The organism is Pseudacidovorax sp. DMC4, assembly GCF_056314265.1.
The window spans coordinates 26,403-38,782 of record NZ_JBQUYR010000021.1 but is presented as its reverse complement, the minus strand read 5'-3'; the positions used below and the strand labels follow the sequence as shown (position 1 = coordinate 38,782).

Genomic DNA, 12,380 nt, shown 5'->3' with positions numbered 1-12,380 from the left:
GCGTCAGTTCGCCGAGAGCTTCCAGCAGGTGCCGTCGGCGCCCGCATTGGCCTTGGTGATGGGCACCAGCGTGGTGTAGATGTTCTGCTTGGCCGCACCCGGCTTGACGCCGCCCTGCACCAGCCACTTGATCATGGCCGCCATGTTGCTGGCCTGGGTGGGCACGTCGTAGCTGACGTCGTAGTCGAAGGCGCCGGACTTGACCTGGTCGCAGGCGCCCTTCTGCTCGCCGCCGCCCGAGGTGGCGAGGAAGACCTTGCCCGTCAGGCCCGCCTCCTTGATGGCGGCGGCGGTGCCGATGTCCATGCCGTCCCAGAAGCCGATGATCCCGCACAGGTCGGGGTTCTGCTTGAGCACCGTCTGCGTCAGCGCCTTGGCCTTGGCGGCGTCCCAGTCGGCTGCCTGGTTGGAGACCACCTTGATCTGCGGATTCTTGGCCAGCACGTTCTCCACGCCCTTGAGCGTGTAGGCGCTGGTGGCGGCCGTGGGCGCGCCCTGCATGATGGCGATGTTGTTGGACTTGCCCTTGCAGGCCTCGACCACCGCATTGGCCTCGCGTTCGCCGATGTCCACCCAGTCCGCGCCCACGTAGGCGGTCGATGGCTGGGTCGAGCGCATGTTGATCTGCACGATGTAGATGCCCTCCTCCTCGGCCTTGCGGATGAGCTTGGCATAGGTCTGGATGTCGGGGTTGTGCACCACGATCACGGCCGGCTTCTCGGCGATCAGCGCCGTCAGGGCCTGGGCGCCGGCATTGGTGTTCCAGTTGGGATCGCGCACCACCACCTTCATGCCCCAGGGTTCGAGGTCCTTCTTGAGGCCCTGGTACCAGCCCTGGGCCAGGTCGAAGCCCATGGCCACGGGGATGTAGCCCACGGTCTTGCCCGCCAGGGCCTTGCGGTAGCCGTCGCGGAAGGGCTCGTCCAGCCCCTTGCCCTGCGCCAGCGCCTGGGTGGCGCCGGCCGCGCCGAGCACCAGCGTGGTGGCCAGCGCCAGGCGGCGCAGCATGTCGGATGCGGTCTTCATGTCGTCTGTCTCCTCGTTGTCGTCACTGGGCGCCAAATTCGCCTGGCGCCGGGGCCGGGAACCGGTGAATCAGATGTCGCCCTGCTGGGCGGTCTCCTCGTTGCGCGGATTGAGGAAGGAGTCGATCAGGATGGCGGCCAGCAGCACCACGCCCTTGATGATGTTCTGCAGCGAATAGGACAGATCCAGGATCGTCATGCCGTTGAGCAGCGTCCCGATGAGCAACGTGCCGATGACCACGTTGAGCACGCCGCCGCGCCCGCCGGCCAGGCCGATGCCGCCCAGCACCACCACGAGCACCACGTCGTAGATCATGGTCGAGTTGAAGATGCGCGTGGGCATGCTGCTGACCGAGGCCGCCATCACCATGCCGGCGAACACGCCGATGAGTGCGGCCAGCACGTACTCCAGCACCACCATGGGCCGGGTGGGCAGGCCGGTGGCCCGCGCGGCATTGGGGTTGTCGCCCAGCGCATAGATGAAGGCGCCAGCCCGCATGCGCCGCAGGAAGAAGGCCATGGCCGCGGCCGACAGCCCGAACATGATCACGGGCATGGGCACGCCCGCGAGCGTGCCGCGGCCCAGCCAGGCCAGGCTGTCGAGGGCCGCGGGCCACTGCACCACTTCGAGCTGGAAGAAGAAGGCCTGCCCCAGCCCCGCCAGGAAGAGCCCCGAAGCCAGCGTCGTGAAGAGCGAGGGCACCTCGGCATAGGCGATCAGCCAGCCATTGACCGCGCCGAAGACCAGCGACAGCGCCAGCGCGATCAGGCAGGCCGAGGGCAGGCTGTGGCCGTTCTGCACCAGCTGCAGCAGCAGCCCCGACGGCACCGCCAGCGCCGCGATCATCGAGATGTCGATGCCCCGCCCGATGACCACCGTGGCCATGCCCAGGCCCAGGATGCCGAGGATGGCCACGTTCTGCACCAGCGTCAGCAGGTTGTCGACCTGGGCGAAGCCGGGCAGCAGCAGCGCGAAGCCACCGAACAGCAGCAGGAACAGGGCGAAGACGATGGTCTGCTGGGAAATGCGCATGCGCTTCATGCTCGGGTCTCCTGCGTCGTTCTTGTTCAGCCCAGGGCGGCGCGCAGCGTCTGGCGCAGCTCGCGCTTGAGGATCTTGCCGTTGAGGTTGCGCGGCAGCGGCTCGGTGCCCAGCGTCCAGGTCTCGGGCACGGCGTAGTCGGACAGGCGCTCGGCGCAGAAGGCGGCCAGCGCGGCCTGCAGGTCTTCGTCCATGCGGTCCACGCAGGCGAAGGCATGCACCCGCTCGCCCAGCACCGCGCAGGGCACGCCGACGAGGGCGGCCTCGACCACGCGTGGGTGTTCGGCCAGCACGTTCTCGACCTGGGCGCAGAAGATCTTGTAGCCGCCGCGGTTGATGACGTCCTTCTTGCGGTCGAGGATGCGCAGGAAGCCGTCGGCATCCATGCTGCCGATGTCGCCCGAGCGCCAGAAGCCGCCGCGGAACTCGCTGGCCGTGGCCGCCTCGTTGCGCCAGTAGCCCCGCACCACCATGGGCCCGGCGATCCAGATCTCGCCGGCCTCGCCGCGCGGCAGTTCGTTGCCGGCCTCGTCCACCACGCAGATGTCGCCGCAGGCCACGGGCAGGCCCACGCTGTCGCGGTGCGTGGCCGTCATGCCGGCCGGCATGATGGTGGCGGGCGAGCAGGTCTCGGTGGCGCCGTAGGCGTTCATCAGCGTCAGGCCGGGCAGGCGCTCGGCCAGCGCCTCGATGGTGGCGGTGGGCATGGAGGCGCCGCCATAGGCGCCGATGCGCCAGCTGCCCAGGTCGTGTTCGGCCATCTCGGGCAACAGCAGGCACAGGTTGTACATGGCCGGCACCATGATGCTGTGCGTGATGCGCTCCTGCTCGATCAGCCGCACGCAGTCGGCGGCCTTGAACTGCGGCATCAGCACCATGCAGCCCCGGCAGTGCACCAGGGTGTAGAGCTGCGCGACAAGGCCCGTGACGTGACTGAGCGGCACGGCCACCAGGCTGCGGTCTCGCGGGCCCAGCTGCATGGCATGGGCGAAGTGCTGCACCGAATGGGCCACGTTGAAGTGGCTGATCATGGCGCCCTTGGGCCGGCCGGTGGTGCCCGAGGTGTAGAGCAGCACGGCCAGGTCTTCCTCCTGCACCGGCTGCGGCTGCAGGCGCGGGGCCGACTGCATCAGTGCGTCGAAGGCCTCGAAGCCGGGCGCCACCTGGCCGGTGGCCACGCGCAGCCGCAGGGCCGGCAGGCTCTGGGCATCGGGCACCAGGGCCTGCAACTCCTCGGCGCAGATCAGCACGGCGGCCTCGGCATCGGCCAGGTTGTAGGCCAGCTCGGCGGTGCGTGCCCGCATGCTGATGGGCATGGCCACCGCACCGAGCCAGGCGCAGGCCAGCGTGGCGATCACGAACTCGGGCCCGTTGCCCAGGTACAGGGCGACGCGCTCGCCCGCCGTCACGCCGCGCGCGGCCAGGCCGCCGGCACAGCGGGCGACGGCGTGCTGCAGTTCGCGCCAGCTCAGCCGCAGCGCGCCGCACACCAGCGCGTCCGCCTCGGCATCGCCCGCCACGGCGTCCACCAGCATCTGCGCGATGCTGCCGGGCCGCTGCACGAAGCAGCGGACCATGCGGCCGTCGAAATGCATTTCACGTCGGATCTCGGGCATCGGGGCTCCCCAGGGCAGGTTGGAGGGTGCGGCCTGCGGGGCCGGCGCCGGGGCAGGCTCGGCCAGCACGCCGCGCATCAGCATCTCGATGCCGTGGCGCACGGCGTCCTGCAGGCTCTGGTCGGCATGCTCGTCAGGGCGGTACCAGCGGCCGATGCCGCCCAGCGCGCCGACCACGGTGTAGACCGCCATGGCCGCATCGCTGCGCACGATCCAGCCGGACTGCATGCCGGGGTCGATGAGCGCATGGAAACGGGCATCGATCTCGGCGCGCAGCGCGGCCAGTTCCTCGCGCCGCGGCGCGGCCAGCAGCTCCTCCCCCAGGCGCACCACGCACAGGCCGAAGGGGCTGGTCACCGCGCCGGCATAGGCCTGCAGCGCCTCGCGCAGATGGCTGCGGGCCTGGGTGGGCGGCACGGCGCCCAGCGGCGCAGGTACCGCGTCGCGCAGGGCGGCCAGGCCGCGCTGCATGCATTCGAAGAGGATCTGCTCCTTGGCCTGGACGTAGTGGTAGACCGTGGGCTTGGTCACGCCCAGCCGGCGGGCGATGTCGTCGATGGAAGTCCCCTGCACGCCGCGGCTGGTGAACAGCGCCGCCGCCGCCTGCAGCACCGCGTCGCGCTTGGCGCCGTGGCGTTGCTGGCGTTCGCTGGCACCGGGCCAGGGCGAGACGAGGGACTCAGTAGGCATGCGACTCCTGAAGCCTGAATTCGGGCTGACCGCCGCAGTGCGGGGCCAGCGCCTCAATGGCCGAAAAGGGTACTCTGGAGTAGCCTTCTTGACTGGCGGCGATTATTGGGAGCGCTGGACCAGTCCGCGTTCACGGACTTACCCTGAATTGCGGTGCAGCATGGCGAAGGGAGAAGCGGGCGCAGGCAGGCCCTGCCGAAGCAGGTCGAAGACGGGTGACGAGGCCCTGCAGCAGGGCGGTCCGGAAGACCGGCGAGGCTCAGCGCCGGCCGAGCAGCCGGTACTCCCGCGGCGTGCAGCCCGTGGCGCGGCGGAAGGCCTTGGAGAAGCTCGCGGCCGTGGAGAAGCCCGCTGCATAGGCGATCTCCTCGATGGGGCATTCACGTTCGCGCAGCCAGGCCTTGGCCCGCGCGATGCGCCGCTCGGCGACGAAGGCATGCGGCGGCTGGCCGGTCGCAGCGCGGAAGCTGCGGGTGAAGTGGCCCACGCTCATGCAGGCGACCTCGGCCAGTTCGGCCACGCTCAGCTCCAGGTCCAGCCTGGCATCGATGGCGTCGAGCACCCGGGCCAGACGTCGGCTGTCCATGGGGCGCGCCGCCTTCTCGACCAGCGGCCGTGCGGGCCCTTCCTCGGCATAGTGACGCAGCAGGTGGGCGCTGAGCGCCACCGACAGGCTTTCCACCAGCAGCCGGCCGGCGCCCGACTCCTGGTTCAGCTCGGCCACGATCTGCTGTGCGACGGCCGCCACGAAGGGATCGTGCTCGATGGTCTGGTAGCGCAGCACGGCGCGCGCAGGATCGATGTCGAACTCGCGCTGCACCGTGTCGGCAAACGGCCGGGCCGGCAGGAACAGGTGCAGGCAGTCGGCCATGGGCTGGACGACGTTGATGTATTCCTCTTCGATGCCGGCGGGGCACAGCCAGATGGTGCCCGGCCGCCCCACGGTGTTCTCGCGCCGGCCGCCGCCCCGGCGGTCCACGCGGGTGTGGCCGCCGAGCTGGATGGCGACCTCGGTGTCGCGCGGCACCAGCCGCGGCAGCTCGCCCGCCGCATGGCTCCAGCGCTCGGCCAGGACATGACGCCAGCCCTGCGCATTGGAGGTCTGGTGCATCGTGCTGTTGACGTACTTGTCGACCGAATGTCCCAACATGGTGCTGGCGGGGTTGTCGATGCGCCGCGGCGGTGGGTGTGGGGCGCTGCACGCAGTTTCCGTGCCAATGGTCGACATGGCCGAGCGGGACAAGAACAGAGCAAACCCGGACAAGGGCTTCGGGGCCTTGCCTCGCCAGACTCGATGCATCCCACCGATGCGCCGACGAGCGAAAGGAAAGAACGCCATGACCCGCACCACCGTGATGGGCGCCTGCCCGCATGACTGCCCCGACACCTGCTCCCTCATCACCACGGTCGAAGATGGCAAGGCCATCGCCGTGCGCGGCAATCCCGACCATCCCTTCACCCGCGGGCGCCTGTGCGTCAAGGTCAACAACTACCAGGACCGCGTCTACAGCGACCAGCGCCTGCTCTACCCCATGCGGCGCACCGGCCCCAAGGGCAGCGGCCAGTTCGAGCGCATCGGCTGGGACGAGGCCATTGCCGAGATCGCCGCGCGCTTCAAGGACGTGATCGCGCAGGACGGGCCGCAGGCCATCCTGCCCTACAGCTACCTGGGCACGCAGGGCATCCTCAACGGACTGAACGTGGGCGATCCGCTGTTCAACAAGCTGGGCGCCACCGTGTGCGAGCGCACCTTCTGCGACTCGGGCTCGTGCACCGCCTACATGATGACCATCGGCCACACGCCGGGCGTGGACCCCGAGAGCTTCGTGCATGCGCGCTACATCATCCTGTGGGCCTGCAACACGCTCAGCACCAACTCGCACCACTGGCCCTTCATCGAGCAGGCCAAGAAGAACGGCGCCAAGCTGGTGGTGATCGACCCGGTGCGCACGCGCACCGCGCGGCTGGCCGACTGGCACATCCCCATCCGACCCGGCACCGACGGTGCGCTGGCGCTGGCCATGGCGCACATCCTGATCAAGGAAGGCCAGCTGGACCGCGACTACATCGCGCAGCACACCGTCGGCTTCGACGAGCTGGCCGAGCGCGTGGCGCAGTACACGCCCGAGTTCGCGGCCGGGGAGACGGGCATTCCGGTCGAGGACATCCTCAAGCTCACGCGTGAGTACGCCAGCACGCCGCCGGCCGTGATCCGCATCGGCGTGGCGGTGGAGCGCCATGCGGGCGGCGGGCAAACGGTGCGCGCCATCTCCTGCCTGCCGGCGCTGATCGGCGCCTGGAAGCATGTGGGCGGCGGCCTGCTGCAGTTGCCCATCTGGGCCTTCCCGGTCAACTGGCCGGGCCTGATGCGGCCGGACCTGCAGCCGGCCTCGATGCGCGTGATCAACAGTTGGCGACTGGGCCCGGCGCTCAATGGCGAGCTGCCTTCGGGGCCGCCCATCCGCGCCCTCTTCGTCTACAACGCCAACCCCATGGCCATGGTGTGCGAGCAGGACAGGATCGCCCAGGGCCTGGCGCGCGAGGACCTGTTCACCGTGGTCAGCGAGCACTTCATGACCGACACGGCGCGCTATGCCGACATCGTGCTGCCTGCCACCACGCAGCTGGAGCAGGAGGACATCATGTTCTCCTGGGGCCACCTCTACCTCAGCTACAACAACCAGGCCATCGCGCCGTTGGGCGAGGCCATCCCCAACACCGAGCTCTTCCGCCGGCTGGCGAAGGCACTGGGCATCGACGACCCCTTCTTCCAGCGCAGCGACGCGCAGATGATCGCGGAGTCGATGGACTGGAGCAGCCCCGTGATGCAGGGCATCACGCTGGACGAGCTCAAGGCGCGCGGCTACATGCGCCTGGCCATGCCCGCCGCGGCCGACTGGGCGCCGCACCGCGAGGGCAACTTTCCGACGCCTTCGGGCAAGTGCGAATTCAAGTCCTCATTGGCCGAAGGGGGCAACTTCGTCGCGCCGCTGTTCCGCCAGGGCTACGGTGCCGACCAGTCGGGCGAGCCGGTGGACCCGCTGCCGCACTACATCCGTCCCAACGAGACGCCGGCCACCGCGCCAGCGCTGGCCGAGCGCTATCCGCTGAGCCTGATCTCGCCCAAGAGCCATGCCTTCCTCAACTCCAACTTCGGCAACCTGCCGGCGCAGCAGATGCAGGCCGGCGAGGAACAGCTGGTGCTGCTGCATCCGGAAGACGCCGGCCGGCGCGGCATCGAGGCCGGCACGCCCATCCGCGTGTTCAACGACCGCGGCGCCTTCGAGGCCAAGGCCACGCTGTCGGCCGACGTGATGCCCGGCCTGGTGGTGGCGCCCTCGGGCTACTGGCACCGCAGCAGCCGTGGCACCGGCAACGTGCATGCGATCACGCCGACGGTGTTCGCGGACCTGGGACGGGCACCGACCTTCTCGGACACGCTGGTCCAGATCGCAGCCCTCTGATTGGAGACGGACACCCCCATGGCCTACGTCGTCACCGACCTGTGCAGCGGCTGCCGCTACACCGAATGCGTCACCGTCTGTCCCGTGGAGTGCTTCCACGTCGACGACCGCATGACCTACATCGATCCCGACAACTGCATCGACTGCGGCGGCTGCGCGCCCATCTGCCCGGTCGGTGCCATCCAGGCGGACTTCCTGCTGCCGGCGGACAAGAAGGAATGGATCGGCCTCAACCGCGAGCGCGCCGCGCTGACGCCCGTGCTCACGCAGCGCCTGCCACCGCTGCCGGGCGCGCCGGCGCTGCCGCAGGGCGCAGGCGCATGAGTGCCCCACCCGTCGGCCCCCGCATCGCCGTCGTCGGCGCCGGCCCCAGCGGCTTCTACACCGCCGAGGCGCTGCTGCGCGCCGGCATCCCCGGCCTGCAGGTGGACCTGATCGAGCGCCTGCCGGTGCCGCATGGCCTGGTGCGCTACGGCGTGGCGCCGGACCATCCCAAGCTCAAACAGGTGAGCGCCGTGTTCGAGCGCATCGCCGCCATGCCGGGCCTGCGCTTCGTGGGCGGCGTGGCGCTGGGCCAGGATGTGACGCTGGAGGACCTGCGCCGCAGCTACCACGCGGTGGTGCTGGCCACCGGCGCCGCGCAGAGCCGGCGCCTCGGCATACCCGGCGAGGACCTGCCCGGCTGCCATGCGGCCGGCGACTTCGTCGGCTGGTACAACGGCCACCCCGACCAGCGCGACTGCCACTTCGACCTGTCGGCCGAACGGGCCGTGGTGGTGGGCCACGGCAACGTGGCGCTGGACGTCGCGCGCATCCTGCTGCGGCCGATGGACGAACTGCGCCGCACCGACATCGCCGCCCATGCCCTGGACGCCCTGGCCGACAGCCGCGTGCGCGAGGTGGTCGTGGTGGGCCGCCGCGGGCCGGCGCAGACGCGCTTCTCGCCCAAGGAGCTGCACGAGTTCGGCACCCTGGCCGGCTGCGATGCGCTGCTGGACGACAGCGACTGGACGGCACGCAGCTTCGAGCCACTGCCCGAGGCGGACGCCGAAGCCCGCGCGGCGATCCAACTGCTGCAAGGCTTTTCGACGCATGCGCCCGCGCAGCCGCGGCGCTGCATGTTCCGCTTCCACCTCACGCCGGCCGCCATCAGCGGCCACGGGCGGGTGCAGGCCATGCACTTCGTCCGTCCACCGGAGGCCCCGGCCGGCGGCGAGCTGACGCTGGATTGCGGGCTGGTCTTCGCCAGCGTGGGCCGACGCGCATTGCCGCTGCCCGGTGTGCCCTACGACGCCGGGCGAGGCGTGCATGCCAATGCGCAAGGACGCATCACCGAAGCCGGCCGGCCCGTGGCCGGGCTGTATGTCTGCGGCTGGGCCAAGCGCGGGCCGCAGGGCACCATCGGCAGCAACCGCGCCTGCGGCGTGCAGACGGCCGAAGCCGTGCTGGCCGACCTGCCCCTGCTGCGCGAGCGGCACGTGTCGCCGACCCCCGCCATGCAGGCCGCCTGCGAACGCGCCGTGGACCATGGCGCCTGGCAGCGCATCGACCGCGCGGAGCTGGCCCGTGGCACCGCCCTGGGCAAGCCGCGCGAGAAATTCGTCGACGTGGACGCGATGCGAGCCGCTGCCCGCCTGGAGGCCACCGCATGCTGATGGACACCCGCACCCGGGTCGCGATGCCGCCCCTGGTCGACCCTTTCGGCCGCGCGGTGCGCTACCTGCGCCTGTCGGTCACCGACCGCTGCAACCTGCGCTGCGTCTACTGCATGCCGCAGGACATGCGCTTCCAGCCCAGCCCGGAGCTGCTGTCGCTGGAGGAGCTGGAGCGCGTGGCGCGTGCCTTCATGCGCCAGGGCGTGCGCAAGCTGCGCATCACGGGCGGCGAGCCGCTGGTGCGCCGCGGCATCCTCTCGCTGTTCGAGGGCCTGTCCGATGGCCTGCGGGACGGCTCGCTGGACGAGCTGACGCTCACCACCAACGGCACCCGCCTGCCGCAGCTGGCCGAAGGGCTGGCCGCGGCCGGCGTGCGGCGCATCAACATCTCGCTCGACACGCTCGACGCCGATCGCTTTGCGCAGCTCACGCGCGGCGGCTCGCTGCAGGCGGTGCTGGACGGCATCGACGCCGCGCTGGACGCGGGCCTGGCCGTCAAGCTCAACGCCGTCGCGCTGCGCGGCAGCACCGAGCACGAGATCCACGACCTGATCGCTTTCGCGCATGGCCGCGGCATGGCGTTGACGCTGATCGAGACCATGCCGCTCGGCGACACCGGCATGGACCGGGCAGACGGCTTCCTGAGCCTGGCGGCGCTGCGCCGGCAGATCGCGCAGCGCTGGACGCTTGCCGATGTGGCCGAAGGCAGCGGCGGTCCGGCCCGCTATGCGCGCGTGGCGCAGACCGGCGGCCTGCTCGGCTTCATCACGCCGCTGACGCAGCACTTCTGCGGCGACTGCAACCGCGTGCGCGTCACCGCCATGGGCATGCTCCACACCTGCCTGGGCCATGAGGACGGCACCGACCTGCGAAGCGCCCTGCGCGCCTCGGCCAGCGACGACGCGCTGCACGCCGCCATCGAGGGCGCCATCGCCCACAAGCCGCAGGGCCACGACTTCCGCATCACCGGGCGCGAACAGCCCGTGCGGCTGGTGCGGCACATGTCGGTGACCGGCGGATAGGCCGCGCGGGGCAGGGTCGAAGGCGGGCGCGCTAGCATCGCCGCCTTCGACCCCACCCCATGCACCTCCACGACCTGCGCCTTCGCCTGCGCGCCGCTGGCGCGGGCCCCAGCCACGAGCACCGCATCCTGCGCACTTGGTCGCAGGCGCTGCCGCGCGATGGCGGCAAGCGACCGACCGCCAACTACTTTCCCGCCGGCCTGCTGGCCGAACTGCCCGCCATCGATGCCGAGCTGGCGGCGCTGGCGCGCGTGCAGGCGGTGCACCCCGGTGAGGACGGCGCCGAGCGCCTGCTGGTGGGCCTGGCCGATGGCCAGACGGTGGAAAGCGTGCTGCTGCCGCGCGGCGGCGTGTGCGTCTCGTCGCAGGTCGGCTGCGCGGTGGGCTGCCAGTTCTGCATGACGGGCCAGGCCGGCCTGCTGCGCCAGGTGCGCAGCGCCGAGATCGTGGCCCAGGTGGCCCTGGCACGGGCCCGGCGACCGGTGAGCCGCGTGGTGTTCATGGGCATGGGCGAGCCCTCGCACAACCTCGACGGCGTGCTGGAGGCCATCGACTTCCTGGGCACCGTGGGCAACGTCGGCCACAAGAACCTGGTCTTCTCGACCGTGGGCGACCCGCGTGCCTTCGAGCGGCTGCACCGGCAGACGGTGCGGCCCGCGCTGGCCCTGTCGCTGCACACCACCGATGCCGCGCTGCGCCGCCGCCTGCTGCCGCGCGCGCCCGACCTCACGCCCGAGCAACTGGTGGAGGCGGCCGATGCGTATGCCCGCGCCAGCGGCTACCCCGTGCAGTACCAGTGGACGCTGCTGGAAGGCATCAACGACCGGCCCGAGGACATCGAGGGCCTGGTGCGCCTGCTGCGCGGCCGATGGGGCGTACTCAACCTCATCCCCTTCAACAGTGTGGAAGGCAGCGGCTTCGCCCGCCCTGCGCTGGACCATTGCGAGCGCATGGCGCGCACGCTGCACGAGCGCGGCATCCTCACCAAGCTGCGGCACTCAGCGGGGCAGGATGTAGATGGCGGCTGTGGGCAGTTGCGGGCGCGGGCGCTGGGCGGCGCTACGCAGCCGCTGCGTCGGGCGCCTCGACCAGCGCCAGCACCCGCAGCGGACTGCCCGAGCCTTCCTCGATCTTGAGTGGTGCCGAGATGATCAGCGCGCCGGTGGGCGGCAGCTGATCGAGGTTGCGCAGGCACTGCAGGCCGTAGCGGTTGGCACCGTGCATCAGCGTGTGGCACGGGTAGGCCAGCGGCCAGGCGTAGGACTGGCCGGCATCGGTGTTGATGGTCTCCACGCCGAAGCCATGCACCTCGCGCTCGCGGATCAGCCATTCGACCGCCGCCTGCGTGGGGCCGGGGGTGTGCGCGCCATCCTCACGCATGTTGACGAAGGCGGCCGGGTCCGCCAGGCGCTTCGACCAGTCGGTGCGCAGCAGCACCCAGGCACCTTTCGGGATGCGGCCGTGCGCCGACTCCCATGCCTGCAGGAACTCCACCGTCAGCAGCCAGTCGTCGTCCTCGGCCACCTGCGCACTGGCGTCGACCACCACGGCCGGCGCGATGAACTGCTCGGGTGCGATGGTGTCGACGGTGTTGCCCGCATGGTCGCGGCCGCTCACCCAGTGGGCGGGCGCGTCGAAATGCGTGCCCGTGTGTTCGCCGCAGGAGAAGTTGTTCCAGTACCAGCCCGGGCCGGCTTCGTCGTAGCGCGAGATGCGTTCCTTCTTGAAGGCCGCCACCTGGCCGAACTGGGGCGGCAGCTGCAGCGGCGGAAAGTCTTCGCTCAGCGTGTGGGTGAGGTCGATGGTGCGGATGGTCTGCGCGCGCATCGCCGCGGCAAGCTGGGTCAGTAGGGTCATCGGTGGTCC

The 12,380-nt window shown here is 70.6% G+C and carries 10 protein-coding genes; 5 read left to right on the top strand and 5 right to left on the bottom strand.

What is annotated here, in order from left to right; genetic code table 11:
- Nucleotides 1-3: 3 nt before the first annotated feature.
- The 4 genes from ACT54X_RS27395 to ACT54X_RS27380 form a co-directional block, all read right to left on the bottom strand.
- Nucleotides 4-1,026, bottom strand: a complete 1,023-nt coding sequence (locus ACT54X_RS27395; RefSeq protein ID WP_476349716.1) for a sugar ABC transporter substrate-binding protein — start codon at nt 1,024-1,026, stop codon at nt 4-6.
- Between the two features lie 69 nt (nt 1,027-1,095).
- Entirely contained in the window at nt 1,096-2,067 is a 972-nt protein-coding gene (locus ACT54X_RS27390; protein WP_476349714.1) for an ABC transporter permease, read from the bottom strand.
- Nucleotides 2,068-2,093: 26 nt separating this feature from the next.
- Complete coding sequence (locus tag ACT54X_RS27385; RefSeq protein WP_476349712.1) at nt 2,094-4,373, bottom strand: AMP-binding protein; 2,280 nt, start codon at nt 4,371-4,373, stop codon at nt 2,094-2,096.
- 259 nt (nt 4,374-4,632) lie between these two features.
- Nucleotides 4,633-5,523, bottom strand: a complete 891-nt coding sequence (locus ACT54X_RS27380) for a helix-turn-helix domain-containing protein (protein ID WP_294378078.1) — start codon at nt 5,521-5,523, stop codon at nt 4,633-4,635.
- Nucleotides 5,524-5,710: 187 nt separating this feature from the next.
- Between ACT54X_RS27380 and ACT54X_RS27375 the strand changes: the two genes are divergently transcribed.
- Genes ACT54X_RS27375 through ACT54X_RS27355 form a run of 5 tightly spaced genes read left to right on the top strand, consistent with a single transcriptional unit; the run spans nt 5,711 to nt 11,650 of the window.
- Nucleotides 5,711-7,837 (top strand): molybdopterin-containing oxidoreductase family protein, encoded by a 2,127-nt coding sequence (locus tag ACT54X_RS27375; protein WP_476349710.1) that lies wholly within the window; start codon nt 5,711-5,713, stop codon nt 7,835-7,837.
- 18 nt (nt 7,838-7,855) lie between these two features.
- Nucleotides 7,856-8,161, top strand: coding sequence for an indolepyruvate ferredoxin oxidoreductase subunit alpha (locus ACT54X_RS27370; RefSeq protein WP_476349708.1), 306 nt, complete (start codon nt 7,856-7,858; stop codon nt 8,159-8,161).
- Complete coding sequence (locus ACT54X_RS27365; protein WP_476349706.1) at nt 8,158-9,492, top strand: FAD-dependent oxidoreductase; 1,335 nt, start codon at nt 8,158-8,160, stop codon at nt 9,490-9,492. Before ACT54X_RS27370 ends, ACT54X_RS27365 begins: the two co-directional genes overlap by 4 nt.
- Nucleotides 9,486-10,514 (top strand): GTP 3',8-cyclase MoaA, encoded by a 1,029-nt coding sequence (moaA, locus tag ACT54X_RS27360; protein WP_476349704.1) that lies wholly within the window; start codon nt 9,486-9,488, stop codon nt 10,512-10,514. Before ACT54X_RS27365 ends, moaA begins: the two co-directional genes overlap by 7 nt.
- A 59-nt stretch (nt 10,515-10,573) precedes the next feature.
- Nucleotides 10,574-11,650 (top strand): RNA methyltransferase, encoded by a 1,077-nt coding sequence (locus tag ACT54X_RS27355; protein WP_354318508.1) that lies wholly within the window; start codon nt 10,574-10,576, stop codon nt 11,648-11,650.
- Here ACT54X_RS27355 and ACT54X_RS27350 read toward each other — a convergent pair.
- Entirely contained in the window at nt 11,574-12,371 is a 798-nt protein-coding gene (locus ACT54X_RS27350) for a cyclase family protein (protein ID WP_476349701.1), read from the bottom strand. The genes ACT54X_RS27355 and ACT54X_RS27350 overlap by 77 nt on opposite strands.
- Between the last annotated feature and the right edge of the window lie 9 nt (nt 12,372-12,380).

Coding starts and splice junctions, on each gene's coding strand:
- ACT54X_RS27395 (WP_476349716.1), bottom strand. CDS start 1,026: ATGAAGACCGCATCCGACATGCTGCGCCGCCTGGCGCTGGCCACCACG.
- ACT54X_RS27390 (WP_476349714.1), bottom strand. CDS start 2,067: ATGAAGCGCATGCGCATTTCCCAGCAGACCATCGTCTTCGCCCTGTTC.
- ACT54X_RS27385 (WP_476349712.1), bottom strand. CDS start 4,373: ATGCCTACTGAGTCCCTCGTCTCGCCCTGGCCCGGTGCCAGCGAACGC.
- ACT54X_RS27380 (WP_294378078.1), bottom strand. CDS start 5,523: ATGTTGGGACATTCGGTCGACAAGTACGTCAACAGCACGATGCACCAG.
- ACT54X_RS27375 (WP_476349710.1), top strand. CDS start 5,711: ATGACCCGCACCACCGTGATGGGCGCCTGCCCGCATGACTGCCCCGAC.
- ACT54X_RS27370 (WP_476349708.1), top strand. CDS start 7,856: ATGGCCTACGTCGTCACCGACCTGTGCAGCGGCTGCCGCTACACCGAA.
- ACT54X_RS27365 (WP_476349706.1), top strand. CDS start 8,158: ATGAGTGCCCCACCCGTCGGCCCCCGCATCGCCGTCGTCGGCGCCGGC.
- moaA (WP_476349704.1), top strand. CDS start 9,486: ATGCTGATGGACACCCGCACCCGGGTCGCGATGCCGCCCCTGGTCGAC.
- ACT54X_RS27355 (WP_354318508.1), top strand. CDS start 10,574: ATGCACCTCCACGACCTGCGCCTTCGCCTGCGCGCCGCTGGCGCGGGC.
- ACT54X_RS27350 (WP_476349701.1), bottom strand. CDS start 12,371: ATGACCCTACTGACCCAGCTTGCCGCGGCGATGCGCGCGCAGACCATC.